Origin of the sequence: Aquamicrobium sp. (assembly GCF_023954335.1) — a bacterium.
GTDB lineage: Bacteria > Pseudomonadota > Alphaproteobacteria > Rhizobiales > Rhizobiaceae > Aerobium.
Window position 1 is genome coordinate 146,856 of record NZ_JAMLIE010000001.1, and the last position, 25,858, is coordinate 172,713.

General features: G+C 69.8%; 28 protein-coding genes. 11 read left to right on the plus strand and 17 right to left on the minus strand.

Annotated elements, in window-relative coordinates:
- Positions 1–9: 9 nt before the first annotated feature.
- Positions 10–2,064 (minus strand): M3 family metallopeptidase, encoded by a 2,055-nt coding sequence (locus M9945_RS00760; RefSeq protein WP_367943025.1) that lies wholly within the window; start codon positions 2,062–2,064, stop codon positions 10–12.
- On the opposite strand from M9945_RS00760, the gene M9945_RS00765 reads away from it, so the two are divergent.
- From M9945_RS00765 to M9945_RS00775, 3 genes are read left to right on the plus strand one after another with little or no spacing between them, the layout of a single operon-like run.
- Positions 2,063–2,227 (plus strand): hypothetical protein, encoded by a 165-nt coding sequence (locus tag M9945_RS00765; protein WP_367943026.1) that lies wholly within the window; start codon positions 2,063–2,065, stop codon positions 2,225–2,227. The genes M9945_RS00760 and M9945_RS00765 overlap by 2 nt on opposite strands.
- A gap of 22 nt (positions 2,228–2,249) precedes the next feature.
- A complete protein-coding gene (locus M9945_RS00770) occupies positions 2,250–2,771 on the plus strand; it encodes a MarR family winged helix-turn-helix transcriptional regulator (RefSeq protein ID WP_367943027.1) in 522 nt (173 codons plus the stop codon).
- Positions 2,768–4,030, plus strand: a complete 1,263-nt coding sequence (locus M9945_RS00775; RefSeq protein ID WP_367930008.1) for a multidrug effflux MFS transporter — start codon at positions 2,768–2,770, stop codon at positions 4,028–4,030. The genes M9945_RS00770 and M9945_RS00775 overlap by 4 nt, the downstream gene beginning before the upstream one ends.
- A gap of 6 nt (positions 4,031–4,036) precedes the next feature.
- Here the strand turns inward: M9945_RS00775 and M9945_RS00780 are convergent, their stop codons facing one another.
- The 3 genes from M9945_RS00780 to M9945_RS00790 form a co-directional block, all read right to left on the minus strand.
- Positions 4,037–4,684 (minus strand): carbonic anhydrase, encoded by a 648-nt coding sequence (locus M9945_RS00780; RefSeq protein ID WP_367943028.1) that lies wholly within the window; start codon positions 4,682–4,684, stop codon positions 4,037–4,039.
- Positions 4,685–4,789: 105 nt separating this feature from the next.
- Positions 4,790–5,686, minus strand: a complete 897-nt coding sequence (pdxY, locus tag M9945_RS00785; RefSeq protein WP_367943029.1) for a pyridoxal kinase PdxY — start codon at positions 5,684–5,686, stop codon at positions 4,790–4,792.
- 4 nt (positions 5,687–5,690) lie between these two features.
- Entirely contained in the window at positions 5,691–5,933 is a 243-nt protein-coding gene (locus M9945_RS00790) for a hypothetical protein (RefSeq protein ID WP_367943030.1), read from the minus strand.
- Between the two features lie 139 nt (positions 5,934–6,072).
- Here M9945_RS00790 and M9945_RS00795 point away from each other — a divergent pair, with 139 nt between their 5' ends.
- The 5 genes from M9945_RS00795 (at position 6,073) to ppa (ending at position 9,588) form a co-directional block, all read left to right on the plus strand.
- Entirely contained in the window at positions 6,073–6,702 is a 630-nt protein-coding gene (locus M9945_RS00795; protein ID WP_367943031.1) for a LemA family protein, read from the plus strand.
- Between the two features lie 177 nt (positions 6,703–6,879).
- Positions 6,880–7,674, plus strand: coding sequence for a YgcG family protein (locus M9945_RS00800; protein ID WP_367944735.1), 795 nt, complete (start codon positions 6,880–6,882; stop codon positions 7,672–7,674).
- Positions 7,675–7,697: 23 nt separating this feature from the next.
- Positions 7,698–8,333, plus strand: a complete 636-nt coding sequence (locus M9945_RS00805) for a TPM domain-containing protein (RefSeq protein WP_367943032.1) — start codon at positions 7,698–7,700, stop codon at positions 8,331–8,333.
- A 103-nt stretch (positions 8,334–8,436) separates the two neighbouring features.
- Entirely contained in the window at positions 8,437–8,943 is a 507-nt protein-coding gene (locus M9945_RS00810; RefSeq protein ID WP_367943033.1) for an N-acetyltransferase family protein, read from the plus strand.
- Between the two features lie 117 nt (positions 8,944–9,060).
- Positions 9,061–9,588 carry an inorganic diphosphatase gene (gene ppa, locus M9945_RS00815; protein WP_367943034.1) on the plus strand — a complete coding sequence of 176 codons (528 nt, stop codon included), beginning with the start codon at positions 9,061–9,063 and terminating at the stop codon, positions 9,586–9,588.
- A 25-nt stretch (positions 9,589–9,613) separates the two neighbouring features.
- On the opposite strand, the gene M9945_RS00820 is transcribed toward ppa, so the two are convergent.
- The 9 genes from M9945_RS00820 to M9945_RS00860 form a co-directional block, all read right to left on the minus strand.
- On the minus strand, positions 9,614–10,210 hold the full coding sequence (locus tag M9945_RS00820) for a hypothetical protein (RefSeq protein WP_367943035.1): 597 nt from the start codon (positions 10,208–10,210) through the stop codon (positions 9,614–9,616).
- Positions 10,203–12,935 carry an ATP-binding protein gene (locus tag M9945_RS00825; RefSeq protein ID WP_367929999.1) on the minus strand — a complete coding sequence of 911 codons (2,733 nt, stop codon included), beginning with the start codon at positions 12,933–12,935 and terminating at the stop codon, positions 10,203–10,205. The genes M9945_RS00820 and M9945_RS00825 overlap by 8 nt, the downstream gene beginning before the upstream one ends.
- Positions 12,932–13,192 (minus strand): hypothetical protein, encoded by a 261-nt coding sequence (locus M9945_RS00830; RefSeq protein ID WP_367943036.1) that lies wholly within the window; start codon positions 13,190–13,192, stop codon positions 12,932–12,934. The genes M9945_RS00825 and M9945_RS00830 overlap by 4 nt, the downstream gene beginning before the upstream one ends.
- Positions 13,193–13,255: 63 nt before the next feature.
- Positions 13,256–13,645 carry a response regulator transcription factor gene (locus M9945_RS00835; protein ID WP_367929997.1) on the minus strand — a complete coding sequence of 130 codons (390 nt, stop codon included), beginning with the start codon at positions 13,643–13,645 and terminating at the stop codon, positions 13,256–13,258.
- A gap of 98 nt (positions 13,646–13,743) precedes the next feature.
- Complete coding sequence (locus M9945_RS00840) at positions 13,744–16,980, minus strand: efflux RND transporter permease subunit (RefSeq protein ID WP_367943037.1); 3,237 nt, start codon at positions 16,978–16,980, stop codon at positions 13,744–13,746.
- Positions 16,977–17,942 (minus strand): efflux RND transporter periplasmic adaptor subunit, encoded by a 966-nt coding sequence (locus tag M9945_RS00845; RefSeq protein WP_367943038.1) that lies wholly within the window; start codon positions 17,940–17,942, stop codon positions 16,977–16,979. Before M9945_RS00845 ends, M9945_RS00840 begins: the two co-directional genes overlap by 4 nt.
- A 73-nt stretch (positions 17,943–18,015) precedes the next feature.
- Positions 18,016–18,216, minus strand: a complete 201-nt coding sequence (locus tag M9945_RS00850; RefSeq protein ID WP_367943039.1) for a DUF2892 domain-containing protein — start codon at positions 18,214–18,216, stop codon at positions 18,016–18,018.
- Positions 18,217–18,354: 138 nt separating this feature from the next.
- The gene (locus M9945_RS00855) at positions 18,355–19,554 is read right to left on the minus strand and encodes an MFS transporter (RefSeq protein ID WP_367943040.1); all 1,200 of its coding nucleotides are present in this window, start codon (positions 19,552–19,554) and stop codon (positions 18,355–18,357) included.
- A gap of 133 nt (positions 19,555–19,687) precedes the next feature.
- Complete coding sequence (locus M9945_RS00860) at positions 19,688–20,008, minus strand: ArsR/SmtB family transcription factor (protein ID WP_367943041.1); 321 nt, start codon at positions 20,006–20,008, stop codon at positions 19,688–19,690.
- Between the two features lie 119 nt (positions 20,009–20,127).
- On the opposite strand from M9945_RS00860, the gene trxC reads away from it, so the two are divergent.
- From trxC to M9945_RS00875, 3 genes are read left to right on the plus strand one after another with little or no spacing between them, the layout of a single operon-like run.
- Complete coding sequence (gene trxC, locus M9945_RS00865; RefSeq protein ID WP_367943042.1) at positions 20,128–20,574, plus strand: thioredoxin TrxC; 447 nt, start codon at positions 20,128–20,130, stop codon at positions 20,572–20,574.
- A 41-nt stretch (positions 20,575–20,615) separates the two neighbouring features.
- Entirely contained in the window at positions 20,616–21,920 is a 1,305-nt protein-coding gene (locus tag M9945_RS00870; protein ID WP_367943043.1) for an FAD/NAD(P)-binding oxidoreductase, read from the plus strand.
- 12 nt (positions 21,921–21,932) lie between these two features.
- Positions 21,933–22,307, plus strand: coding sequence for a DUF5368 family protein (locus tag M9945_RS00875; RefSeq protein ID WP_367943044.1), 375 nt, complete (start codon positions 21,933–21,935; stop codon positions 22,305–22,307).
- 5 nt (positions 22,308–22,312) lie between these two features.
- On the opposite strand, the gene M9945_RS00880 is transcribed toward M9945_RS00875, so the two are convergent.
- From M9945_RS00880 to M9945_RS00895, 4 genes are all read right to left on the minus strand, one after another.
- On the minus strand, positions 22,313–23,257 hold the full coding sequence (locus tag M9945_RS00880; protein ID WP_367943045.1) for a hypothetical protein: 945 nt from the start codon (positions 23,255–23,257) through the stop codon (positions 22,313–22,315).
- Positions 23,258–23,358: 101 nt separating this feature from the next.
- Positions 23,359–23,874, minus strand: a complete 516-nt coding sequence (locus M9945_RS00885) for a winged helix DNA-binding protein (protein WP_367929987.1) — start codon at positions 23,872–23,874, stop codon at positions 23,359–23,361.
- A complete protein-coding gene (locus M9945_RS00890; protein ID WP_367943046.1) occupies positions 23,871–25,175 on the minus strand; it encodes a TRAP transporter large permease in 1,305 nt (434 codons plus the stop codon). The genes M9945_RS00885 and M9945_RS00890 overlap by 4 nt, the downstream gene beginning before the upstream one ends.
- A gap of 1 nt (position 25,176) precedes the next feature.
- Entirely contained in the window at positions 25,177–25,737 is a 561-nt protein-coding gene (locus M9945_RS00895) for a TRAP transporter small permease (protein WP_367943047.1), read from the minus strand.
- Between the last annotated feature and the right edge of the window lie 121 nt (positions 25,738–25,858).

Genomic DNA, 25,858 nt, shown 5'->3' on the forward strand with positions numbered 1-25,858 from the left:
CCGGCCTCCTCAGGCCAGCCCGCGCTTTTCCATCATCGCCTCGGGCGACGGCATCTTGCCGCGGAAGGCGCGGTAGAGCTCTTCCGGGTCGCGCGTGCCGCCGGCGGCGTAGATATGCGCGCGCAGCTTTTCAGCCAGCCCGGCATCGAACACGTCGCCCGTCTCCTCGAAGGCCGAGAAGGCGTCGGCGTCGAGCACTTCCGACCACATGTAGGAATAGTAGCCGGCCGAATAGCCGTCGCCGGAGAAGACGTGGAGGAAATGCGGCGTGGCGTGGCGCATGGCGATCTCGTCCGGCATGCCGAGCCGCTTGAGCGTCTCGGCCTCGAAGGCGAGCGGATCCGCGGGCGCTTCGCCTCGCGAATGATAGGCCATGTCGACCAGCGCCGAGGCGGCGAACTCGACCGTGGCGAAGCCGGCGTTGAAATTCTGCGCCTTGAGCATCTTCTCGACCAGCGCCGCCGGCATCGGCGCGCCGGTCTCATGGTGGACAGCGTGCTTTTCGAGGATCGCGGGAGCGGTCAGCCAGTGCTCGTAGAGCTGCGACGGCAGCTCGACAAAGTCGCGCGACACGGCGGTGCCGGACACTGACGGCCAGCGCGCCTCGGAGAGCATGCCGTGCAGCGCGTGGCCGAATTCGTGGAACAGCGTGCGCGCCTCGTCCATAGACAGCAGCGCCGGCTTGCCCTTCGGCGGCTTGGCGAAGTTCATGACGTTGTAGACGATCGGCGTCGCCCCCTCGCCCAGACGATGCGCCGACTGCAACGAACTCATCCATGCGCCGGAGCGCTTCGACGGCCGGCTGAAATAGTCGGCGACGAACACGGCGCGATGCGAGCCGTCGGCGTTCTTCACCTCGAAGACGCGCGCGTCCTCGTGCCAGACGGGAACGCCCTTCCTTTCTTCGAAGGTGAGGCCGAACAGCCGCCCGGCGACGTCGAGAGAGGCGTCGACGATGCGTTCGAGCTGGAGATAGGGCTTCAGCTCGGCCTCGTCGAAATCGTACTTCTCGATCCGGAGCCTTTCCTGCCAGTAGCGCCAGTCGGCGGCGGCGAGCGGCGCGTTGTCGCCGGCCTGCGCCGCGAGCCGCCGCAATTCGGCGCGCTCCTCGCCGGCCTTGGCCCGCGCCTTCTCCCACACGGGTTCGAGCAGCGCCAGCACGGCGGCCGGCGTCTTGGCCATGGTGTCGTCGAGCTTCAGCGCCGCATAGCTGTCATAGCCGAGCAGCCGCGCCTTTTCCGCGCGCAGCGCCAGCGTCTCCTTCACCACCGCGCCGTTGTCGCTCGCGCCGCCGTTGGCGCCGCGCCGGGTGAACGCGGCAAACGCCTTCTCGCGCAGGTCGCACCGGGCCGAAAACGACAGGAACGGCTCGACGATGGAGCGCGACAGCGTCACCGCATAGCGCCCGGCCTCGCCACGCGCCGCGGCCGCCTCGGCCATCGCGCTCGTCAGGAAATCCGGCAGGCCGGCGAGGTCGTCGCCCGCGTCGAGGAAGAGCGCCCAGCCGGCCTCGTCGGCGAGCACGTTCTGCCCGAACTGCGCGCCCAGCGAGGCCAGCCGCTCGTTGATCGCGGCAAGCCGCGCCTTGTCCTGCGGCCCGAGCTTCGCGCCGGCCTTGACGAAGCGCTTCCACGTCTTTTCCAGCACCCGTACCGTCTCGGCATCGAGGCGAAGCGTCGCGCGCGCCTGATAAAGCGCGTCGATGCGCGAGAACAGCGCCGCGTTCATGTGGACGGCGGAGAAATGCCGCGACATCTTCGGCGCGATCTCGCGCTCCAGCGCCTGGATGTCCTTGTCGGTATGCGCGCCGGCACGGCACCAGAAGATCGCCGAGACCCGGTCGAGCGCTTCGCCCGCAAGCTCCAGCGCCTCCAGCGTATTGCCGATCGTCGGCGCTTCACGGTTGTCAGCGATCGCCGCGATCTCGGCCTCGTGCGCCGCCAGCGCGGCGTCGAAGACCGGGGCGAAGTCGCCGTCGGCAATGGCGGGGAAATCCGGCAGGCCGAGCGGCCCCGTCCAGTGCGTCAGCGGATGGCGGGCGAGATCGGGCGTGGCGACGGGCATGAAGACCTCCGGCAGGACGGACAGGAACGGCGGCGCGGACGACTCGCGCGACGACCTGCCCGATTTAGGCATGGGGCCGCCGATGCGCAACGGCCCTGCGCTTCGACAAGGCAGCCATGCAGCGGCGCGATTGACCGGCCTGTCCCTTGATCGTAAGGAATAGAGATAATAAGGATTCCTTACAAATGCCCGCCCGGTACAGCCCCGACACGATCGGCTTCCTGATCGCCGACACCGCCCGCCTGTTGCGCGCCGAGTTCGACCGCCGCACCGACGCGGCCGGCCTCGGCCTGACGCCGGCCGAGGCGCGCACGCTTTCCCATGTCGCGCGCGTCGGCCCGGTCCGGCAGGCCGCGCTGGCCGAACGGATGGGCATCGAGGCGATGACGCTGAGCGCCTGCCTCGACCGGCTGGAGGCGCAGGGCTACGTCCAGCGCGAGGCCGATCCGTCCGACCGCCGCGCCAAGCTCGTCGACACGACCGAGGCAGCCGGGCAGGCGCTCGACCAGATCTTCGCCGTCAGCGCCGTGATGCGCGCGGACATGACGGAAGGCCTCGACGCCGGCAAGGTCGAGGAGCTGCGCCAGATGCTGATCGCGATCCGCCGCAGGCTCGTCGCCATGCGACCGGACTGCGCCAGGGGGAGCGCCCCGGGAAGTGCCCAAGGGACCCCCCGGGGGAACGTCCAGGAGAGCATCGCGCAATGAACGTCCTTCCCTCCCGGCCGGAGGCGGCCGCGCCCGCGATGAGCGAGCGCCGTGTCGGCCTGATCGGCGCGCTCCTCGTCGCCATCGGCCCGGTCTCCATGGCGCTGTTCACTCCGGCCATGCCGCAGATCACCCACGACTTCGCCACCACCGATTCGATGGTGAAGATGACCGTCTCGCTCTATTTCGCCGGCTTCGCGCTCGCCCAGCTCGTCTGCGGCCCGCTGTCCGACGGCTTCGGGCGCAAGCCGGTGATCATGGCCTTCATGGCCATCTATCTCGTCGCCAGCGTCGTCGCGCTCGTCTCGCCCACCATCGAGGTGCTGATCCTCGCCCGCTTCCTGCAAGGGATCGGCGGATCGGTCGGCGTCGCCATCGCCCGCGCCGTGGTGCGCGATCTCTATGTCGGCGAAGGCTCGGCCCGCATCATGAACCTGATCGGGCTGATCCTCGGCATCGGGCCGGCCTTCGCCCCGACGCTCGGCGGCATCACCATGGAGCTGTTCGGCTGGCACGCGATCTTCGTGCTGATGGTGCTGTTCGGCATCACTGTGGCCCTGATCTGCCACTACGCGCTGAAGGAGACCGTGGCGCGCGACCTGTCCCGCATCCGCCCGCGCGCGCTGGTCGCCTCCTATGGCCGGCTGTTCTCCAGCGGCTACTTCATGGCCTGCGGCCTCGTCATGGCCGGCGGCATCGGCGCGTTCTACACGCTCGCCGTGGTCATGCCCTTCATCCTGATGAACCGGATCGGCCTGTCGCCGATGACCTTCGGCCTGACCATGCTCCTGCAGTCGGGCTCGTTCTTCGCCGGCTCGCTGACGGTGCGCCAGACCATCGGCCGCTTCGGCGCCTATCGCATCCTGCCCTTCGGCATCGCCTGCATCGTCGCCGGCAGCCTCGGCCTCGCCGTGCTGCTGCGCGTCTTCGAGCCGACCTTCTGGCTGGTGATGGCTCCGGTCATGCTCTACGCCTTCGGCGGCGCCTTCGTCATGCCGGCCATGTCGACGGCCTCGCTCGCGCCCTTTCCGCACATGGCGGGCGCGGCCAGCGCGCTCAGCGGCTTCCTGCAGATGGGCGGGGGGCTTGTCGGCGGGCTGTTCGCCGGCCTGTTCGTCGATCCGGTGGTGGCGCTGGCGACGGTGATTCCCGGCCTCGGCCTCGTCACGCTCGCCTCGTGGCTGTGGTGGCGCAGCCTGCCGGAGCCGGCCATGGCCGGCATCGTCCTCGCGCCTCGCGCGGGGCCGCCCGGCCCCTGAGCCCGGTCAGCCGTCCCGGTCGGGGCGGCGGAAATCGCCGGTCGCCGGGTCCATCACCCACAGCTCGCCGGTCGAGATGTCGAACCACGCCCCGTGCAGCGACAGCTTGCCCTTGCCCTCGAGGATGTTGATGCAGGGGAAGCTGCGCAGGTTGGCGAGGGAATAGCGGATCGAGATGCGCTCCAGCGCGGTCTGGCGCTCGCCGCGCGTCATCATCTCGTTGCCGGCGACGGCCTCGGCCGCCGGCGCGACCAGTCCCATCCACTTGCCGATGAAATCGCCGGGCGACAGCGGCGCAGCGGCCGGGTCGAGCGCGGCGCGGATGCCGCCGCAGCGGCCGTGGCCGAGCACGACGATGTGCTTGACCTTCAGGCTTTGCACCGCGAATTCGAGCGCGGCGGAGGTCGAGTGGTGCCGCCCGTCGGGCGCGTAGGGCGGCACGAGGTTGGCGACGTTGCGCACCACGAACAGCTCGCCCGGCCCCGAATCGAAGATCGTCTCGGGCGCGGCGCGCGAATCGCAGCAGGCGATGACCATGGTTTCGGGGGTCTGGCCGTTGCGGGCCAGGGTGCGGTAGCGCTCGCTTTCCGCCGAATAGCGGCCACCCATGAAGGCGTGGTAGCCGGCGAGCAGTCTTTCAGGCAGATGGCTCATGGAGATCGCGATAACGCCAAAGTGATGGCAGCGCAATAAACTTTAAGGCCTGAGACCGGAAGTGGCATCGAATTTCCATGTTTGCCCGCCTCCCGCAGCCATGCCTCACGCGCGCCTGCCGCCTTCCGGCCCGGCGTCGGGGTGGACGAGCCGGCGCATCTGCACCATCGCCATCGGGCGCGCGAGGCTCTGCGCGTCCGTCTCCAGCATCAGCTCGTCCGCGCCGCGCTTGACGGCGCGCGCCAGCACCTCGAACACCGCCTCCGTCGCCGTCTGAAGCGCCTTGGCCGCGCTCTGCCCGGTCATCAGCCGGGCGAGGAACAGCGCCGAGATCAGGTCGCCGGTGCCGTGCGGCGCGTCCGGCACGGCGCGATGCTCGGCCAGCACCGCCTCGCGGTCGGTAACGAGGAGGTTGCCGATCGAGCCGGCCATCAGCGCATGCGCGGAGGTGACCAGCATGGTCGGCGGCCCGAGCCGCAGCGCCGCGCGCGCCGCCGCGCTATTGTCGGGCAGCGCCGCGCCGGCCAGCCATTCGAGCTCGAAACGGTTGGGCGTGGCGATGTCGGCAAGCGGCACGAGGAGGTCGCGCATCGCCGCCGCCGTCGCCTCCGGCACGTAGAGCCCGCCGGCGTCGCCCATCACCGGGTCGCAGAGGTAAAGCGCGCCTTCGTTGCGCGCCTTCACCGCGCCGACGAGCCGCGCCACGGCCTCGGCCTGCTCCGGCCCGCCGAGATAGCCCGACAGCACCGCCCCGACCTCGCCGAGCCACGGCGCGGCGGCGAGATCGTCGACCAGCGCCGAGAACTCGCCCGGCGGCGGCACGATCCGCGTTGCCCTGCCATGGCCGGGATGCCACGGCAGGATGACGGTCGGCATCGCCCAGACCGGCAGGCCGAGCGTCTCCAGCGCGAACACGGCGGCGCGGTTGCCGACGGTGCCGCGCACGACATGGCTCGACAGGACGATGACGGCCCGCCCGGCCGTCCCTGGCGCATCGGTCATCTTGTCAGCCGCCGCCCGAGGAGAAGTCGATCAGCCACCAGATGACGTAGACGAGCAGCCCGACGCCCAGCCAGCGGCCGATGCGCGTGCCCCACAGCTCGATCGGATCGCTGCCCCCGGCGTCGCGGCCGGCCATATGATCAGCGACACGGCGCGCCATCGACGCCTCGCTCTCGGCCCCGACGCGGTTGATGATCCGCCGCGATTCGGCCTCGTCCTTGTGATCGTTCCGGTGGTCTCGGTTCATGAAGTCATCCTTGCCGCGCGGAGATTAGACCCGCCCGCGCCCGGCGCACAAGCCGCGAGCGCCATGCGCGGCCTGTCGTTTTCTTGTGCCAGAAAGCGGGCTATGGTTGCCGCCCCTCAATCTTTCCGGGAATCGATCCATGCACGCCCTGGCCTTGTCCGCCTTCTCGCCGCGCCGCCTCGCCGGCCTCGTCACTGTGGCGCTGATGCTGCCGCTGCTCGCCGCCTGCGGCTTCAACACCATTCCGACCAACGAGGAGCGTGCCAAGGCAGCGTGGAGCGAGGTTCTCAACCAGTACCAGCGCCGGGCCGACCTGATCCCCAACCTCGTCGAGACGGTGAAGGGCTACGCCGCGCACGAGCGCGAGGTGCTGGAGGCGGTCGTCGAGGCGCGCGCCAAGGCGACGCAGACCACGATCTCGCCCGAGCTCCTGCAGGACGAGGCGGCCTTCCGGGCGTTCCAGGAGAACCAGTCCCAGCTCACCGGCGCGCTGTCGCGGCTGCTCGCCGTGGTCGAGAACTATCCCGACCTCAAGGCCAACCAGAACTTCCTCGCGCTTCAGGCCCAGCTCGAGGGCACGGAGAACCGCATCGCCGTCGCCCGGCGCGACTATATCGAGGCGGTCCGGGTCTACAACACCTCGCTGCGCACCCTGCCCTCGATGATCTGGGCCTGGATCTGGTTCACCGACAACGAGCCGTTCCAGAACTTCACCATCGCCGAGGACAAGATGGAGGTGCCGGAGGTGAATTTCGGCAACCGGGGCTGAGCGGTCGCCACAGTGTCCGCCCTGCATCCGCCGCGCCGCCCCTCACCGGCCTGCCGGCTTCCTCTCCCCTCGAACGGGGAGGGGAGGGATGGCCGCGCCACCGCCGCCTCTTGCTTCTCCCCGTTCACGGGGAGAAGGTGGTCCGAAGGGCCGGATGAGGGGCGGCGCCGGCGCTGGCTGCCGGCCCTCCTGCTTCTCCTCCTCTTCTGTCTCCCCGCCTTCGCCCAGCAGCTGCCAGCGCTCACCGGCCGCGTGGTCGACAATGCCGGCATGATCGACGCGGCGGCGGAAGCCGCGATCGTCGCCAAGCTCGCCGCCTTCGAGGCGAAATCCTCGGACCAGATCGTCGTCGCCACCGTGCCCGACCTCGGCGGCGAGGCGATCGAGCCCTATGCCAACCGCCTTTTCCGCCACTGGGGGCTCGGCCAGGCCGGCGAGAACAACGGCATCCTCCTGCTCGTCTCCCGCGACGACCGGCGCATGCGCATCGAGGTCGGCTACGGGCTCGAAGGCACGCTGACCGACCTCCACTCCAAGCTGATCATCGAGAACACGCTGACGCCGGCCTTCCGCGCCGGCGACTTCGCCGGCGGCATCTCGGCCGCGGTCGACGACATCGTCATGGTGCTCGAAGGCAACGGCGCCGAGCTGGAGGCGCGCGCCGAACGCAACCGCAAGGACGAGAGCTTCGACGACTGGATCGTCGCCATCTTCATCGCCATCTGGCTGTCGATCTTCCTCGGGGGCCTTCTCTTCGCCATCCTCGCCCCGATCTTCGGCCGCAGGCTCGGGCCGGGCCGCTACAAATGGCTCGGCGTCACCATCGAATATGGCGGCTCCGGCGGCGGCGGCCGTTCCTCCGGCGGCGGCTGGTCCTCCTCCTCCGGCGGGGGCGGGTGGTCCTCGGGCGGCGGCGGCTTTTCCGGCGGCGGCGGCTCGTCGGGCGGCGGCGGCGCATCCGGAAGCTGGTAGACAACGGGAAAAAAGGACACGAGATGAGCCGTTCGCTGACACCGCACGACCACCAGACGCTTTCGGAGCGCATCAAGGCGGCCGAGGCCGTCACGCGCGGCGAGATCTACTGCGTGGTCGCGCGCTCGAGCGACGGCTACGTCTTTCCCGCCGCCTTCATGCTCGCCGTCGGGGTGATGCTGGCCAGCCTCGCCGTCGCCGTCTGGCTCGACCGCAGCTGGTTCGCGGTCAGCCATCTCGCCTTCGCCCTGTGCGAGGCGGCGGCGCTGCTCGCGGCGCTCCTCGTGCTGCGGCTCGTGCCCGACCTCGCCATCCGGCTGACCCCGCGCGGCCTGCGCTACCGGCGCGCGCACGACAACGCCATGCGCCAGTTCCTCGCCCACAACGTCCACCTGACGGAGAAGCGCACCGGCATCCTGATTTTCGTTTCGCTGGCGGAACGATACGCGACCGTGGTGGCCGACGCCGGCATCAGCGACAAGGTCGGCCAGAGCGAATGGGACGCCATCGTCGGCCGCATCGTCGCCGCCGCCAAGGCCGGCCGCCTGACCGAGGGGCTGGCCGACGCCATCGACAGGTCGGGCCTGCTGCTCGCGCAGCACTTTCCCGGCGGCGTCAGCAATCCCAACGAGCTCGACGACCACGTCGTCGAGATCTGAGCCGCCGCGCCGGTTCTCCCTGAAGCCGAGGCTGTGAGAAACGGCGGCGCGAGTCCCTCGCGTCTTGCCCCGGTGCCCGCTCCGGGTCTATGGTTAACAAATCATGAAGACGCTGACGATCGACATCCGCAAGGCCGAGCCGCATGACGCGGCGGCGATCGCGGGCGTCCATGCCGCATCGTGGCAGGGCGCCTATGCCGGCATCATCCCGTTCAAGGCGCTGACGGCGATGATCTCGCGCCGCGGCGTCGCCTGGTGGGCCGACGCCATCCGCCGCGCCGCCAGCGTCCTCGTCGTCGAGATCGGCGGCGAGGTGGTGGGCTACGCCACCTTCGGCCGCAACCGCGCCCGCGAGCTGCCGCAGGAAGGCGAGATCTACGAGCTCTACGTGCGGCCCGAATATCAGGGCGTCGGCCTCGGCACGCGCCTGTTCGAGGCGGCGCGCGGCCGGCTCGCCGCCCACGGCCTTTCCGGCCTCGTCGTCTGGGCGCTCGAGGACAACGCCAATGCCGCGCGCTTCTATGCCGGGGCCGGCGGCCGCGACGTCGCCGAGGGCGTCGAGGTGTTCGACCAGCGGGCGCTGCGCAAGCTCGCCTTCGTCTGGGACTGACAGGTCCGCTTCCGCCGCCCATCGCCTGCTGGCCGTCCGCTTCTTGCTGCATTGCAATAAGCGCGCGCAGGCTATATCGGCGGGATAGTCACGCCCCAACCTGTCAGGAACGCACCCATGCGCATCGACGCCATTGCCATAGGCACGAACCCGCCGCACGACGTCAACGTCATCATCGAGGTGCCGGTCGGCGGCCAGCCGATCAAGTACGAGCTCGACAAGGAGGCCGGCACGCTGGTCGTTGACCGCTTCCTCTACACGCCGATGCATTATCCCGGCAATTACGGCTTCGTGCCGCACACCCTGTCCGAGGACGGCGACCCGATCGACGTCCTCGTCTGCAACACGCGCCAGCTCGTGCCGGGCTGCGTCATCAATGTGCGCCCCATCGGCGTCCTGGTGATGGAGGACAATGCCGGCCGCGACGAGAAGATCATCGCCGTGCCCTCGCCGCACCTGTCGCGCCGCTACGAGAACGTCCACGAACATTCCGACCTGCCGCAGATCACGCTGCAGCAGATCGAGCACTTCTTCGAGCACTACAAGGACCTCGAACCCGGCAAGTGGGTCAAGATCGGCGACTGGCGCGACGCCGCCGAGGCGCGGCGGATGATCGTCGAGGCCATCGCGCGGGCGAAGGCGTAGCCCGGTCCATCCTTCCGGCAACCATTCACGGCCGGTCGTGGACGAACTCCGGCAGCGGCACGCTGCCGGCGTCGATCGTAGGCTGGTCGCCGCAGGCGAAGTCGCGCGCCTGCCCGTCGGCGATGCGGCGGGCCTTTCCGTTGGCGTCCGGATTGCCGCTCGCCACCACATAGCCGACGACGCAGCCCTCGCGGCCATGGATCTGGCCGACCTTCTCGACGACCAGAACCTCGGTATCGGGACCGCCCTCGCCGTCGGCGACGAACCAGCGATGGATGGTGGCGAACGGCGTTTCGCGCCCGTCATGGCGCTCGATGCGCCATTCGATCCTCGGCCCGGTCCGGTTGAAGCCGGAAAAGCTCTCCCATGCCGGGGCGAGGTCGCCGTCGGGCGGGAAGCCGTAGAACACCGATTCGCGCAGGTCGCCGTAGTGGACGACGACCGGATAGCCGCGATAGCCGGCGCAGACCATGTTCGACCAGTCGCCCTCGCCCTCCGCGGCGGCGGCGAAGGTCGAGCAGGTGATGTCCGCGTCGATGTCGGTATAGGCGCTGACGATCTCCTGCGCCGCCGAGGGTGCGGCGAGCCAGAGCGTGAGGGCGGCGGCGATCAGGCTACGCATCGGTCAGGCTCCCGGCCGGGGCGGACATCAGCGGCAGGGTGACGCGAAAGCACGCCCCCTCCCCGACGCCGGGGACGAGGTCGAGCCGGCCGTTCATGTGGGTGACGATCTCGCGGCTGATCGGCAGGCCGAGCCCGGCCCCGGCATGGGAGGCGTTCTCGCCGAGCCGGCCGCGGTAGAACTTCTCGAAGATGCGCGGCCGCTCCTCCTCGGGGATGCCGACGCCGTTGTCGGCCACCTCGATGATGTAGTCGTCGCCCTCGATGCGCGAGCGCACCTTCACCTCCGGCGCGACCGCGTCGTTGTACTTGATCGCGTTGGAGATCAGGTTGATCAGAACCTGCCCGAGCCGGTCGGGGTCGGCGAGCACCACCGCGCTCTGCGCCCGCGCGCCGACGCGCACCGAGGTGTTGCTCTGGCGCGCCAGCGCGTCGCAAACCTGAAGCGCCTGGTCGAGCGATTCCTCGGCGTCGATGAGCCGGTTCTCCCAGACGCGCTCGCCGCGCTCCAGCGCCGACAGGTCGAGGATCTCGTCGAGCAGCGAGGTCAGCCTGAGGCTCTCCTTGTGGATGGTGTTGAGGAACTTGCGCCGCAGCGCGTCGTCGAGGTCGGCCTCGGACAAAAGGATCTCCGAGAAGGCGCGGATCGCCGTCATCGGCGTGCGCACCTCGTGGCTGACCTGGCTCAGGAACTCGTCCTTCTGCTGGTCGACCTTGCGCAGCTGGCGGTTGGCGACCTCCAGCTTCTCGGCCGTGGCGCGCAGCTGCGCCGAGGCCCGCTCCAGCGCCTGCGAATGCTCGATCGCCTGCTGGGTCTCGTCGGCCATCTGCATGACCTCCTCCAGCGACACCGCGTCGCCGGAGACCACCTTGGAGAGCATGACATGGGCCGAGGCCGCGCCGACCGAGCCGGCCAGCTCGCGCTCGAGCCGGTGGATGAAGGCGGGGCTCGGCGCCAGCGCCGACCACGGCATGCCCGCCTGCTTGGCCTCCTCGGAGAACAGGTCGACCGCGCGCTGGTGGCCGAGCACCCGCCGCGCGACGAGGAAGAGGTCGTCGGCGGTGGCCGAGCCGCGCAGCGAGGACGCTTCGCCCGCCGCCTTGCGGAACACGTTGAGGAACAGCGCCGCCTGCACGTGCTCCAGCGCCGACTGGCTGGTGACGAGCGAGCCGAGGATCAGGATGCTGGTGTTGAGGAAGAGGCTCCAGAACACGGCGTGCGCCAGCGGGTCGAGCCGCTCCAGCCCGAACAGCGCCTGCGGCCTCAGCCAGCCGATGCCGAACGGCCCCTCGGCCATGATGGCGGCGACGGCCGGCGAGGACGAGGCGAAGGACGGCATGAAGCTCGACCACACCCAGACGAGGAAACCGGCGAGGATGGCGACGATCGCCGCCTTGGCCGATGCCTCGCGCCAAAACAGGGCGGCGAGGATCGCCGGCAGGAACTGGGCGACGCCGGTGAAGGAGATGAGGCCGATCGGCGCCAGCGCGTCCGAGGCGCGCGTCAGGTAGAAATAGCTGAAGCCGAGGAACAGGATCAGCACGATGGACAGGCGCCGCGCGTTGAGGATCAGCCGGCGCACGCCCTGCCCGTCGCCGATGCCCTCGTTCGCCGTCAGCTTGAGCATGATCGGCACGACGATGTGGTTCGACACCATGATCGACAGCGCGATCGATTCGAGGATGATCATCGACGTCGCCGACGAGAAGCCACCGATGAAGGCGAACAGCGCCAGCCCGTCCTGTCCGCCGGCGAGCGGCAGCGTCAGCGTGAACATGTCCGGGTTGGAGCCGGGCGGCATCACCGTCAGCCCGTAGAGCGCGATCGGCACGATGAACAGGCTCATCGCCAGCATGTAGGCCGGGAAGGCCCAGCTCGCCGTGCGCAGGTGGCTCTCGTCGGAATTCTCGACCACCGTGACCTGGAACTGGCGCGGCAGGCAGATGATGGCCGCCGCCGCCAGGAGCATCGAGGCGACCCAGCGGTCGCCGAAGGTCTCGGTGGCGTGGATCGACAGCCCCTTCTCGGCGGCGCGGGTGTAGATCGCGTCCATGCCGCCGCTGACATAGACGACCGAGACCCCGACCGCGACCAGCGCCGTGAGCTTGACGACGGCCTCGAGCGCGATGGCCGCGACGACGCCGTGATGCTGCTCCTTGGCGTCGACGTTGCGGGTGCCGAACAGGATGGTGAACACGGCCATGCCGGCGGCGACGCCGAAGGCCAGGCCGATCTCGTCCCAGCCTTCGAGGCTGCCGCGCCCGAACTCGGACGCCCCGGCGATGGTCTCGATCGACGAGGTCACAGCCTTGAGCTGGAGCGCGATATAGGGCGCGATGGCGATCACCGCGAGGATGGTGACGAGCACCGCCAGCCGGTTCGACTTGCCGAAGCGCGAGGAGAGCAGATCGGCGATGGAGGTGATGCGCTGGTCGTGGCTGATGCGCACCAGCCGGCGCAGGATGAACCACCAGCCGACGAACACCAGAGTCGGCCCGAGATAGATGGTGACAAATTCGAGCCCGTTGCGGGCGGCCGAGCCGACCGCGCCGTAGAAGGTCCAGCTCGTGCAGTAGACCGAGATCGACAGCGTGTAGACGAAGGGCGAGCGCAGGAATCCGCCGTCGCGGCTGCGCGTGTGCCGGTCGCCGAGGAAGGCGACGAGGAACAGCAGCCCGACATAGGCGATCGCCGTGGCGATGACGAGGTCGGCGGTCAGCGTCACGGCCCGGCCTCCTGCTGCCTGTCGGGTTGCTTGTGCGGCAGCTTCTCCTCCGGCGGGCGGTCGTCGGGCAGGACGCGGCTGAACCAGCGCGCGCCGACGACGAGGACGAACCACAGCGCGAAGACGTAGACCGTCTCGACCGGCACGCCGAACACGCGCAGATCGAAGCGGAAGAGGATGACGAGCGGCGGCAGGTAGGCGAGCGCGCCGAACACGGTGAAGAACAGCGCCGCGGCGATGAGCTTGCGGCGGGTCATGGCCGGGACTGGCGGGTGGCGGCCGGGTGGGCGGTGTCCGGGCGGGTCATCACGCCGCGCTCCCTACTGCCGCTCCAGCGCCGCCGGCTCGTCGAGCAGGGCGCGCACCGCCTCGATGACGTCGGCGTTGGAATAGGGCTTGGTGACGAAGCTGTTGGCGCCGAGCTCGCCGGCGATGCGCCGGTCCTGCTGCTGCCCCTTGGCGGTCAGCACGAGGACGGGCAGAGCGGCCGTCGCCTCGTTGCCGCGGATCTGCTTCAGCACCTCGAAACCGGAACGCTTGGGCATCATGATGTCGAGCACCAGCACGCGCGGCCGGTCGCGGCGCACGGCGTTCATCACCGCTTCCCCGTCGGTGACGGTGTGAACCGTCCATCCCGCCCGGCGCAGGACGAAGGTCAGCGCCTCGAGAATGCTCGGTTCGTCCTCGGCGATCAGTATGTCGACGGCCAATTGCGTTCCTCCCGCCCCCTTTCCTCCAAAGGAGACACGTTCCACTTAACCGTAACGGGAGGGTTTCGCCAAGCCCCCCGGGGTCCGGGCGCGTGCGCTCACGTGCGCAGCACGCGGTAGATCGCCGGGATGACCAGCACCGTCAGCAGCGTCGACGAGGCGAGGCCGAACAGCAGCGAGATCGCCAGTCCCTGGAAGATCGGGTCGGCGAGGATGACGCCGGCGCCGATCATTGCGGCCAGCGCGGTGAGCAGGATCGGCTTGAAGCGGATCGAGCCCGCCTCGATCAGGATTTCCGTGAGGCTGCGCCCGGCGGGATCTGTATGGCGGATGAAGTCGACCAGCAGGATCGAGTTGCGCACGATGATGCCGGCGAGCGCGATGAAGCCGATCATCGAGGTGGCCGAGAACGGCGCGGAAAACAGCCAGTGGCCGCCGAGGATGCCGATGAAGGTCAGCGGGATCGGCGTCAGGATGACGAGCGGCACCCTGAACGAGCCGAATTGGGCGACGACGAGGATGTAGATGCCGAGCAGCGCCACCATGAACGCCGCGCCCATGTCGCGGAACGTCACCCACGTCACCTCCCATTCGCCCTCCCACAGAAGCGTCGGGAGGCGCTCGTCCTGCGGCTGGCCGTGGAGCGAGACGACGGGCTTCGGCAACTCGCCCCAGTCCTGCGCATCGAGCGCGGTCTGCACCGCGAGCATGCCGTAGAGCGGGGCCTCGAAATCGCCGGCGAGTTCGGCCGTCACCATCTCGGCGGCGCGGCCGTTGCGGCGGAACACCGGCAGCGAGGCCCGCTCCTCGGCGACGCGCACCACGTCGCCCAGCTCGACCACGCCGCGGGCGCCCGGCAGCACGTTGGCGGGGATCGGCGTCGTCAGAAAGCGCTCGTCCAGCCGGCGCTCGGCCTTCGGCTGCTCGATGCGGATCGGGATCGGCCGCCGCCCGCCGGCGCGATGCGAATAGCCGACCGTCGCGCCGCCGTTGAGGATGGCGATGGTGTCGAGCACGTCGCCCTCCTCGACCCCGAAGAATTCGAGATCGTCGCTGGAGACGGTGGCGCGCAGCCGGCGCGGGGCGACGCCGTACGAGTTGTCGACGTCGACGATGTAGGGAACCGAGCGGAACGCGGCCTCTATCCTTTCCGCCACAGCGCGCCGCGTCGCCGCGTCCGGCCCGTAGATCTCGGCCAGCAGCGTCGCCATCACCGGCGGCCCGGGCGGCGGCTCGACCACCTTCAACACCGTGCCTTCCGGCGCGGCCACGGCCGCGATCCGCTCGCGGATGTCGAGCGCGATGGCGTGGCTGGCGCGCGCGCGCTCGCCCTTGGGAAGAAGATTCAGCGCGACGTCGCCCATCTGCGGCTCGGTGCGGTAGAAGGAATGCCGCACCAGCCCGTTGAAATTGTAGGGCGCGGCCGCGCCGGCATGGGTCTGGACGGACTTGACCTCGTCGAGCGCCAGCACGACCGCCGCCACCCGCTGCGCCACCGCGTCCGTATCCTCGACGGAAGACCCTTCCGGCAGGTCGATGGTGACGAAGAGCTCCGACTTGTTGTCGAAGGGCAGGAGCTTCACCGTCACGTCGCGCGTGTAGAACAGGGCAAGCGAGCCGAGCGTCAGCGCCCCGACGAGGAGGAGGAACAGCCAGCTCCGCGCCTTCGAGGCCAGCACCGGGCACGCGGCGGCAGCGTAGAGCCGGCCGAGCGCGCCGCCGCCGGCATGGCCGGCAGCGCCATGCAGCGGCGCCTTGCCCGCCGCCTTCAGCATCAGCCAAGGCGTCACCGTCACCGCGACGAAGAAGGAGAAGATCATCGCCGCCGACGCGTTGGCCGGGATCGGCGACATGTACGGCCCCATCATGCCCGACACGAACAGCATCGGCAGCAGCGCCGCCACCACGGTCAGCGTCGCGACGATGGTCGGGTTGCCGACCTCGGCCACCGCCTCGATGGCCGCCGTCCGACGGTCACGCCCGTCGGCCATGCCCCAGTGGCGGGCGATGTTCTCGATGACGACGATGGCGTCGTCGACGAGGATGCCGATGGAGAAGATCAGCGCGAACAGCGACACGCGGTTCAGCGTATAGCCCATCGTCCACGAGGCGAAGAGGGTGAGCAGGATGGTGACGGGGATGACCACGGCCACCACCACCGCCTCGCGCCGGCCGATGGCGAACCAGACCAGCAGGATGATCGAGACGGTGGCGAGGCCGAGATGGAACAGGAGCTCGTTGGCCTTCTCGTCGGCGGTCTCGCCATAGTCGCGCGTCACCTCGACGGCGATCTCGTCCGGAATCAGCAAGCCTTCCAGCGCCGCCACGCGATGCAGGATCGTCTCGGCGACGGTGACGGCGTTGGAGCCGGCACGCTTGGCGACAGCAAGGGTAACGGCCGGGACGCGCACGAGTCCGCCGTCCTCGCCGCGCGTGACGGTCGAGACGATGGCCTCGCCGACCTCGGCGGTGAATTCGACGGTGGCGACGTCGCGGACATAGACCGGCCTCCCGTCGCGCGTGGTGATGAGGAGGTTGCCGATGGCGGCGGGCGTCGCCAGCGTCTCGCCGGCCGCCAGCACGATCTGCTCGCCACTGTCCCGAACGCGGCCCGCCGGGAAGGCGCGGTTCGCGCCACCGACCTTGCCGGCGAGCTGCTGGAGGGTGACGCCGTAGAGCGCGAGCCTTGCCGGGTCGGGCGCGATGCGGATCGCCTCGTCGACCGCGCCGACGAGATAGGTGATGCCGACATCCTCGATCTTGGCGATCTCGGTCTTGAGCTCGCGCGCCACGCGCGTCAGGTCGTTGGGGCCGATGCGTCCTGCCGCGTCCGGCTTCGGCGTCAGCGTCAGCGCGACGATGGCGACGTCGTCGATGCCGCGGCCTATGATCTGCGGCTCGGGGATGCCGACGGGAATGCGGTCCATGTTGGCGCGCATCCTGTCGTGGACGCGCAGCACGGCCGCGTCCGCCGGGGTGCCGACGAGGAAGCGCGCCGTCACCAGCACGGAATCGTCGGCGGTCTGCGAATAGACGTGCTCGACGCCGTCGATGCCCTTGACGATGATCTCAAGCGGCTCGGTGACGAGCTTGACCGTGTCCTCGGCCTTCAGCCCGTCGGCGCGCACGAGGATGTCGACCATCGGCACCGAGATCTGCGGCTCCTCCTCGCGCGGCAGCGCCGTCAGCGCGACGAGGCCGAAGACGAAGGCGGCGATGAGGAACAGCGGCGTCAGCGGCGAGACGATGAAGGCGCGCGTCAGCGCCCCGGCGATGCCCAGGCCCTTGGGGTCAGGATCATTGGGGCTGGAACCGTTGGCGGAGGGCGGCGTCATGGGACGATGACGGTTTCGCCGGCGGCGAGGCCGGTCAGGATCTCGACGAAGGACTCGCCGTCGCGCATCACGGTCTCGCCCGGCACCACGGCGCGCTCGACCGCGCCGCCGCCCGCGACGACGCGGACGAAGTCGAGGCCCGAGCGGGTGGCGATGGCCGCTTGCGGCACCAGCAGCGCCTCGCGGCTGCCCACCGGCACCTCGACCGGCACGCGCGCGTCGACGAAGGCGCGGTCGAGCGTCTCGACCTCGACATCGGCGACGACGCGGCCGTTCTCGATCTGCGGGTAGATCCTGGCGAGCCGGCCTTGCATCTGCGCCCCGCCGGCGGCGATGCGGATCGCCGCGCCCTCGACGAGGTCGCGCGCGTGGCGCTCGGGAATGGCCAGCCGCAGGAAGAAGCCGCCGCCGCCGATGGTGGCGGCCGGCTCGCCGGCCATGACCACCGCGCCCTTCGTCACCGGCACGGTGAGCACCCGACCCAAGGCCGGGGCGAGCACCGCGCCCTCCTCGCCCTGCTGGACGACGACGGAGCGCTGCGCCTCGCTCGCGGCGATCTGGCTGCGCGTCACGTCGACATCGGTGCGAAGCTGCTCCAGCCGCTGGGCGGTGACGACGCCGCGCTCGACCAGCGACGAGCCGCGGGCGAGCTCGGCCTCGGCTTTTTCGAGCTGCGCCTGGAGCGCGCGCAGCTGCGCGTCGTAGGCGGCGATCTGGAACGCGATCTTGTCGTCGCGCACCACGGCGATGCGTTGCCCGGCCTCGACCGCGTCGCCCTCGGAGACGAGGAGGTCGACCACGGTGCCGCCGATGCGCGCGCGCGCCGGCACGAGGTCGCGCGCCTCGACGCGGCCATAGACCGCCTTCCACTCGGGCACGGTCTCAGGCGCGAGCACGAGGGTTTCGGCGGCAAGCGCCGGGGTTGCCGTCGCCAGCGCGGCGGCAAGGAAGAGGGAGCGCATGATCTGGGTTCTCTCGGGCTTAGGGTGGGCGTCGGGCATCCCGCCCCGGCCGGAAGGCCGGTGGGCGCCGCGCCTAGAAGGCGCAGCCGGGCCTGATGCCGAGACGCTTCATGACGATCGCCGCCGGGCAGAAGCCGGTGAAGGCCGACTGGAGGAGGTTGGCGCCGACAAAGACGGTGAGCCAGACGAACAGCGGCGACACCCACACGGTCAGCACCACGGACAGGAGCACCATGAGGCCGGCGAAGGCGAGAACGGAACGGTCGAGGGTCATCGGTATCTCCAGCAGGATGATTGTATATACCTATATACGAAGATATGTATATAAAAGCAAGAGCGACTTTGCCGCGGCGCGATCCTGTCGCAGGCGCGTCGGGCTCTCCCGGCGTTCCGTCGCGCCGGGGAGCGCGCCTTACGCCGCGCGCGCCCGGCGCTTGCGGGCGGCCTGCCAGACGAGCGGGACGAGGACGATCCCGACGATGGGGAAGATCATCCAGTTGATGGCTTCCCAGCCGGTCGAGGTGAACAGCGAGCCGGACGAGAAGGAGGCGACGGCCACCGTGCCGAAGACGATGAAGTCGTTGGCGCCCTGCACCTTGCCGCGTTCCTCTGGCGTGTGACAGTCGGTGATCATCGCCGTCGCGCCGATGAAGCCGAAGTTCCAGCCGAAGCCGAGCAGGATCAGCGAGACGAAGAAGTTGGCGAGGTCGAGCCCGGCCAACGCCACCACGCCGGACGCCGCGATCAGGACGAGGCCGAACGCGGTGATCTGCTCCTTGCCGAAGCGGGCGATCAGGTTGCCGGTGAAGAAGCTCGGCGCGAACATCGCCAGCACGTGCCACTGGATGCCGAACGCCGCCTCGCCGACGGTGAAGCCGCAGCCGACCATCGCCATCGGCGCGGCGGTCATGACGAAGCTCATCAGCCCGTAGGAGACGACGCCGGCGGCGACGGCGAGCATGAAGCGCGGCGTCTTCATGATCTCCCCGAGCGGCCGGCCTGCCGCCGCCTGCTGGCCGGCGGGCAGCGCGGCCGGCTTGGGCGCGCGCAGCAGCATCAGCACGGGCAGCGCCAGCAGCGCCAGCGCCGCCTGGCTGAGGAAGGAGCCGGCGAAGGGCGCCGCCGGCAGCGCGTCGCGCGTCCAGATGACGAGCTGCGGCCCGATCACGGCGGCAGCGAGCCCGCCGATCATCACCCACGAGATCGCCTTGGCCTTCAGCGCCCCGGTGGCGGCGTCGGCGGCGGCGAAGCGGTAGCTCTGGACATAGGCGCCGTAGAAGCCGGCGACGAAGGTGCCGAGGCAGAAGACGAGGAAGGTGGCGCCGACGATGCCGAGCGTGGCGACGAGGCCGGAGACGACGCCGATCGACGCGCCGAGCAGGTAGCCGGTGCGCCGCCCCATCCGCTTCATGATCATCGCCGCCGGGATGGTGCCGAGGGCGAGGCCGAGATTGTAGAGGCTGACCGGCAGCGTCGCCAGCGCCGGCACCGACGACAGCGTCTGCCCGACGATGCCGCCGAGCGAGATGATGATCGGCGGGCTGGCCGCGCCCAGCGCCTGCGCGGCGGTCAGAACGAGGATGTTTCTCTTGGCGGTCGCCTGGTCGGTCATGTCGCGTCTCGTCGTTGCCGGGCCGCGGGAGGAAGGGGAGCCGGCAGGGTGTGGCAAATGGCAGGTCGGGAGTGGCTGGGTGGTTCGCGGGAGCGGCCTGGCGGGATGTTTATGTCCGGGCTCGGCCCCGGGATCAACATTGCGGCGAGCAATAGGCGCCGTACAGCACCTCCATCACCGCGCGCGCCGGCCCGCTCTCGATGCGGTACCAGATCGTCTGGCCGTCGCGGCGGCCGGCGATGATGCGCTCGCGGCGCAGGAGCGCCAGATGCTGGGAGACCGTCGAATCGCGGATGCCGAGGAACTCGGCGAGCTGGCCGACGGATTTCTCGCCCTCGATCAGTTGGCACAGGATCAGCAGCCGGTGCTGGTTGGACAGCGCCTTCAGAAGCTCGCTGGCCTCGTCGGCGGCCGCGCGCATGACGTTCGGATCGATGGTCGTCTCGATATTCATAGTTGCGTATCTACATTATTGCGTATATACAGTCAATGCGAAAGACGCGTGCCAGGCCGTCCGGGCTCAAGCCCGTGAGGTCCGGCCGGCGCACATCGTCCCGAGGGAGTAGCACATATATGTCCGCCAGTCGCCAGATCGTCTGCCTCGCCTGCTCCGGCATCAACCGCGTGCCGCTGGACAGGCCGGCCGAGGCCGCGCTGTGCGGCCGCTGCAAGGCGCCGCTGTTTTCCGGCAAGCCGGCCGAGGTCGACGCCGCGATGCTCGACCGGCAGGTGCGGCAGGGCGAGGTTCCGGTTCTGATCGACGTCTGGGCGCCGTGGTGCGGCCCGTGCCGGATGATGGCCCCGGCCTTCGAGGCCGCCGCCGCGGCGCTGGGGCCAGAGATGCGGCTCCTAAAGCTCAATTCCGACGCCGAGCCCGACATGGCCGCGCGCCTCGGCATACGCGGCATCCCGACGATGATCCTGTTCGCCGGCGGGCGCGAGGTCGCCCGCGTGTCGGGCGCGATGGCGGCGCAGCAGATCGTTTCGTGGGCGCGCGGCAAGCAGGCCGCCACCGCCTGAGCCTTGCATAAAACGCGTTTCACTGGGGAGGAATAACGCCGATGAACAGACGCAAGTTTCTTTTGGGCAGCGGCGGCGCGGCCGTGCTCGCCGGCCTGCCTGTGGCCTTCGCAAGCCCGGCCGCCGCGCAGAGCTCCGATTCTCGCGCCCGCATCGTCATCGCTGGCGCCGGCGCGGCCGGCCTCGCCATGGCCGCACGCTTGCGTCGCGGCATGCCGCGGGCGAGCATCGCCGTCATCGACGCCAAGAAGGAGCATCACTTCCAGCCCGGCTACACGCTGGTCGGCGCCGGCTTGTGGACGCCGGGGCAAGTCACGGAACGCAACGCCGACTACATGCCGCGCGGCGTCGAGTGGATCGAGGAGGCGGTCGCCGAGTTCGATCCCGAGGCCAACGCCGTCGTCACCGCTTCCGGCAGGCGCGCCGATTACGATTTCCTGATCGTCGCCACCGGGCTGAAGCTCGACTATACAGCGATCGAGGGCATGGATGCGGCGCTGATCGGCAAGGACGGCATCGCCTCGATCTATGCCGGCCCCCATGAGGCCGCCGCCTCGGCCGCGGCCATCGACCGCTTCCTCGAGACCGGCGGCGTCGGCCTGTTCGGCCGTCCGGCCGGCGAGATGAAATGCGCCGGTGCGCCGTTGAAGATCACCTTCGTCACCGACGACAAGGCGCGCAGGCAGGGCCGGCGCGGCGCAGTCGAGCTGATCTACAACGCCCACGGCCCGGCCGTGTTCGCGGTTCCGCCGGTCAACGACAAGGTCAAGGAGATGTTTTCCGCCCGCGGCGTCGCGGTCAATTACGGCCATGTGCTGACCGCCATCGACCCCGGCGCGAAGCGCGCCACCTATCGCACCGAGGGCGGCGACGTCACGCTCGACTACGACTTCATCCATGTCGTGCCGCCGATGCGCGCGCCCGACGCGGTGCGCGCGAGCCCTTTGCCATGGCGGGAGGGCAACCTCGCCGCCGATGGCTGGGTCGAGGCCGACAAGCCGACGCTGCGCCATCCGCGCTATGCCAATGTCTTTGCCGTCGGCGACATCGCCGGCGTGCCGCGCGGCAAGACCGCCGCCTCGGTCAAGTGGCAGGTGCCGGTCGTCGCCGACAATTTGATCGCCGAGACGGCCGGGCGTACGGCGAGCGCCACCTATAACGGCTACACCTCCTGCCCGATGGTCACGGGCTACGGCAAGGCGATGCTGATCGAGTTCGACTATGACGGCACGCTGATCCCCTCCTTCCCCTTCATCGACCCGCTGAAGGAACTGTGGGTGTCGTGGCTGATCGAGGAAAAGGGCCTGCTCGGCGCCTATCGCGCCATGCTGCGCGGCCGGGCCTGAGGAGGAAAGACAATGAGCGATTTCAACCCCGTCACCCTGTTCTTCATCCTGTCCGAAAGCATGGGCGGCTGGCTGTGGCTGCTGCTCGTCGCCGCCGTGCTGCTGCTCGGCGGCATCGTCCTCGGCTTCTCCCGGCTGCGCCGCGCCGGCCGGCCGGCGCGGCGGCCGCTGATGGCGGCGGCGATCATGGGCACGCTGGCGACGATCGTCTTCACCATCCTGATGCCGGCATGGACGCTCGCCGGCATCGACGCCTTCGCGTCCGGCCTCGACGTCGCCATCGCTATCCTGCTGGCGCTGGTTCCCGGCGTCATGATCGCCGCGCTCGTCTTCACCATGGCGTCGCTGCGCTGCGCCTCGCGCGGCCTGCGGACGCAGACTGCGTAAGAGGGTCAGCCGCCGGCCGGCGGGGCCTTGCCCGCCAGCCGGCGGAACCAGCCGGACAAGAGGAAAGGCGTCAGGTACATCGGGATCTGGAAGCAGCCGATGAACAACAGCAGCTCGTCGATGGTCGCGGCCGGCAGCACGCTGAGGAACAGCGCCGCGTTGCGGTTGCCGGCGACGATGCCGATGGCCGGCGCGGCCGAGGGCTGGCGGCGCGCGACCAGCGCACTGACGGCGAGCTGGATCGGCATGTTGAGCGCAAAGGCGGCGGCGAGCGCGGCGAGGAGGCCCGGCCTGTCGTTGACGAGCGCCGGGCCGATCGCCGACATCAGGCCGATGACGACGAGGCCGAGCAGCAGCGCCGCCAGCCCGTCCATGGCGAGGTAGGACCGCTCGCTCGCCCGGACGATGCCGAGCTTGCGCAGCACCACCGCGGCCGCGCCGGCGAGCGCGATCAGCGCCAGGAGCTCGAGCGCGGCGCGCACCACCGCCTGCGGGCTGCCGAAGGCGGGCATGACCATGAACACCGGAATGACGGTCGCCGGCAGGAGCGCCGTGCCGAGGACGAGCTGGCGCAGGGCCGGGGCCGGGTCGCCCCCGGCCATCAGCGTGATGTTGGGGCCCCCTGTGATCGGCGCGGCGGCGAGCACCAGCACCGCGCCCATCGCCAGCGGATGGGCGAGGACCCCCGCCGCCATGAAGAGCGCCGCGGCGGCGAGCGGCAGCGCGAGCTGGAACAGGACCGCGAGCGCGGCGGCGCGATGCAACCCGCGCAAGCCGGCGACGAGCCCCTCGGGCCCCAGCCGCAGCATGGCGAGGAACAGCAGCCCGACGATCAGCGGGGCGATGGCCGGGCGGAACAGGAAGGCGAGGTCGGGCAGGAAGGCGCCGAGCAGAAGGCCCGCGATCAGCACGAGGCGCCCGTTGCGGGCAAGGAACGCCAGAACAGGCACGGCTAGACCGTTTCGGCTTTTGACGAAAACATGAAAACGCTCCTCCCCGTTTTGACGCGATCCCGAACGGAAAGGCGCTTCACGCCTTTCCCGGAACCGCCCTAGAGCGACGCCGCCGCCCGCGCGGCCTGGTCGTAGGCGCCCGACAGCGCCCGCAGCACGGCGGCGATGCGCGACAGGTCCTGCGGGTCGTGGCCGAGCTGGCGCGCGGCGCGCACCACCAGCGCCTCGCGCACCTCGCCGTAGCGCCGGCACAGCCGCGTGCCCTCCTCGGTGATGGCGATGGTCTTCTCCTTGCCGACCCGCCCGGTCTTCACCAGCCCGTGCTCGACCAGCTTCTTGATGGCGTAGCTGGCCAAATGCGTGTCCTCGATGTTGAGAACGAGGCAGATGTCGGCCAGCGTCTTCGGCCGCTCGCGGTGGTTGACGAGATGCACGATCAGCACCTCGAGCGGCGACATCGCCGGCCCGCCCGCCGCCGCCATGCAGCGCACCGTCCAGCGCTGGAAGGCGTTGTTGGTCATGGTCAGCGCGAACTCGATCTCCGACAGCGCCGGCAGGCTGGAATTCGCCAGATGCGCCGAGGAGACGACCGGCCCGATCGCCGCCGCTATCAATTGCTCATCATCGTGCCGGGCAGCCACAGCGCAATCTCCGGGAAAACGGTCAGGATGGCCGTCGCCAATACCAGAAGCAGGAAGAACGGCAACGCGTAATAGGCGATCTCGAAGATGTTGCGCCCCGTTATCGACTGGATGACGAACAGGTTGAACCCGACCGGCGGCGTGATCTGGCTCATCTCGACCACAAGCACGAGGAAGATGCCGAACCAGATCGGGTCGATGCCGGCGGCGAGCACCATGGGCAGGATGATCGACGTCGTCAGCACCACGATGGAGATGCCGTCGAGGAAGCAGCCGAGCACGATGAAGAAGACGAGCAGCACGGCCAGCAGCGCGTAGTGCGAGAAGCCCTGCTCGCCGATCCAGGCGGCGAGGATGCGCGGCACGCCGGTGAAGCCCATGGCGACGGTGAGGAACGAGGCGCCGGCGAGGATGAAGGCGATCATGCAGCTGGTGATCGCCGCCCCGCGCAGCGCGGTGACGAAGCTGTCGCGGTCGAGGCCGCCGGAGAACCAGGCGATGGCCAGCGCCCCGGCGACGCCGAGCACCGCCGCCTCGGTCGGCGAGGCGAAGCCGGCATAGATCGAGCCGATGACCGCGACGATGAGCAGCACCGTCGGCAGGAGCAGGCCGAGCGCGCGCAGCTTCTCGCCCGGGCCCGCCTTCGGTTCGGGCGGCGGCATGCCGTCGCGGTTCAGGAGCGCCCAGACCATGACATAGGCCGAGAACAGCGCGGCGAGCAGGATCCCGGGCCCGACACCGGCGAGGAACAGCCGCGCGATCGACTGCTCGGTCGCCGCGCCGTAGACGATCATGATGATCGACGGCGGGATCAGGAAGCCGAACGTGCCGGAACCGGCCAGCGTGCCGATGGCGATTCTGGGATCGTAGCCGCGCCGCTTCAGCTCGGGCAGCGACATGCGCCCGACGGTGGCGGTGGTGGCCGCCGACGAGCCGGAGACGCAGGCGAACAGCGCGCAGCCGAAGACGTTGACATGCAGCAGCCGGCCGGGCAGCCGGCGCGTGAACGGCGCCAGCCCCTCGAACATGTCGGAGGACAGGCGCGAGCGGAACAGGATCTCGCCCATCCAGATGAACATCGGCAGCGCGGTCAAATCCCAGACGTTCATCGACCCCCAGACGCGGCGGGCGAAGACGGAGGCGACCGGCGCGTTGGAGGCGAGCTCCATCGCCACCAGCCCGACGGCCATCAGCGCGAAGCCGACCCAAAGGCCCGCGAGCAGCAGGCCGAACAGCACGACGACGAGGAGGAGGGAAAGCAGGCCGATATCCATCTCAGTGCCCTCCCTCGGCGGCTTCGCGCCGGTTCTCGACGGTGCGGAAGGCGGCCTCGCCCCCGCGCAGCATGGAAACGAGCTCGTCGAGGAGCGCGATGGCGAAGATGACGAGCCCCAGCATCATCACGCCCTGCGGGATCCACAGCGGGATGGCGATGATCCCGACCGAGACCGAGCCGCGCTCGAAGGACGCCCGTGTCAGCAGCCACACCGACCAGACCGCGAAGGCGGTGAGGCCGAGCGCCGAGAGAAGGACGACGACCGTCATGATCCGGTCGCCGCGCGGGCCGAACCAGCGCATCAGCAGCGTGACGCGGACATGGCCGGCCGCGCGCAACGTCGCGGCCAGCGCCAGGAAGGCGGAGGCGACGAACAGGAAGCCGCCGATCTCGGCCAGCGACGGGATGGTGAAGCCGTAGCGCGGCAGGCCGAGGAAGACGGCGACCGCGTCGACCATGCGCGCCGCGACCTGGACGAATACCAGAACCGCGATGGCGATCATGGACAGGCACGCGCCGACGAGGGCGGCACCGTAGAGGGCATCGAGCGCCTTGCGCATCTTGAGCATCCCCGAAGCGAGGCGGCGGGCCGGAACGTCGGACCGAAAGCCGAAAGGCCGGCTTTCGGAACGCGCCGCCCGGCAGGAAGCGGGAGCCTTGCCGCGCCCCGGCGGGACGTTG

Coding starts and splice junctions, on each gene's coding strand:
- M9945_RS00765 (WP_367943026.1), top strand. CDS start 2,063: ATGAAGACCTCCGGCAGGACGGACAGGAACGGCGGCGCGGACGACTCG.
- M9945_RS00760 (WP_367943025.1), bottom strand. CDS start 2,064: ATGCCCGTCGCCACGCCCGATCTCGCCCGCCATCCGCTGACGCACTGG.
- M9945_RS00770 (WP_367943027.1), top strand. CDS start 2,250: ATGCCCGCCCGGTACAGCCCCGACACGATCGGCTTCCTGATCGCCGAC.
- M9945_RS00775 (WP_367930008.1), top strand. CDS start 2,768: ATGAACGTCCTTCCCTCCCGGCCGGAGGCGGCCGCGCCCGCGATGAGC.
- M9945_RS00780 (WP_367943028.1), bottom strand. CDS start 4,684: ATGAGCCATCTGCCTGAAAGACTGCTCGCCGGCTACCACGCCTTCATG.
- pdxY (WP_367943029.1), bottom strand. CDS start 5,686: ATGACCGATGCGCCAGGGACGGCCGGGCGGGCCGTCATCGTCCTGTCG.
- M9945_RS00790 (WP_367943030.1), bottom strand. CDS start 5,933: ATGAACCGAGACCACCGGAACGATCACAAGGACGAGGCCGAATCGCGG.
- M9945_RS00795 (WP_367943031.1), top strand. CDS start 6,073: ATGCACGCCCTGGCCTTGTCCGCCTTCTCGCCGCGCCGCCTCGCCGGC.
- M9945_RS00805 (WP_367943032.1), top strand. CDS start 7,698: ATGAGCCGTTCGCTGACACCGCACGACCACCAGACGCTTTCGGAGCGC.
- M9945_RS00810 (WP_367943033.1), top strand. CDS start 8,437: ATGAAGACGCTGACGATCGACATCCGCAAGGCCGAGCCGCATGACGCG.
- ppa (WP_367943034.1), top strand. CDS start 9,061: ATGCGCATCGACGCCATTGCCATAGGCACGAACCCGCCGCACGACGTC.
- M9945_RS00820 (WP_367943035.1), bottom strand. CDS start 10,210: ATGCGTAGCCTGATCGCCGCCGCCCTCACGCTCTGGCTCGCCGCACCC.
- M9945_RS00830 (WP_367943036.1), bottom strand. CDS start 13,192: ATGACCCGCCGCAAGCTCATCGCCGCGGCGCTGTTCTTCACCGTGTTC.
- M9945_RS00840 (WP_367943037.1), bottom strand. CDS start 16,980: ATGACGCCGCCCTCCGCCAACGGTTCCAGCCCCAATGATCCTGACCCC.
- M9945_RS00845 (WP_367943038.1), bottom strand. CDS start 17,942: ATGCGCTCCCTCTTCCTTGCCGCCGCGCTGGCGACGGCAACCCCGGCG.
- M9945_RS00850 (WP_367943039.1), bottom strand. CDS start 18,216: ATGACCCTCGACCGTTCCGTTCTCGCCTTCGCCGGCCTCATGGTGCTC.
- M9945_RS00855 (WP_367943040.1), bottom strand. CDS start 19,554: ATGACCGACCAGGCGACCGCCAAGAGAAACATCCTCGTTCTGACCGCC.
- M9945_RS00860 (WP_367943041.1), bottom strand. CDS start 20,008: ATGAATATCGAGACGACCATCGATCCGAACGTCATGCGCGCGGCCGCC.
- trxC (WP_367943042.1), top strand. CDS start 20,128: ATGTCCGCCAGTCGCCAGATCGTCTGCCTCGCCTGCTCCGGCATCAAC.
- M9945_RS00870 (WP_367943043.1), top strand. CDS start 20,616: ATGAACAGACGCAAGTTTCTTTTGGGCAGCGGCGGCGCGGCCGTGCTC.
- M9945_RS00875 (WP_367943044.1), top strand. CDS start 21,933: ATGAGCGATTTCAACCCCGTCACCCTGTTCTTCATCCTGTCCGAAAGC.
- M9945_RS00890 (WP_367943046.1), bottom strand. CDS start 25,175: ATGGATATCGGCCTGCTTTCCCTCCTCCTCGTCGTCGTGCTGTTCGGC.
- M9945_RS00895 (WP_367943047.1), bottom strand. CDS start 25,737: ATGCGCAAGGCGCTCGATGCCCTCTACGGTGCCGCCCTCGTCGGCGCG.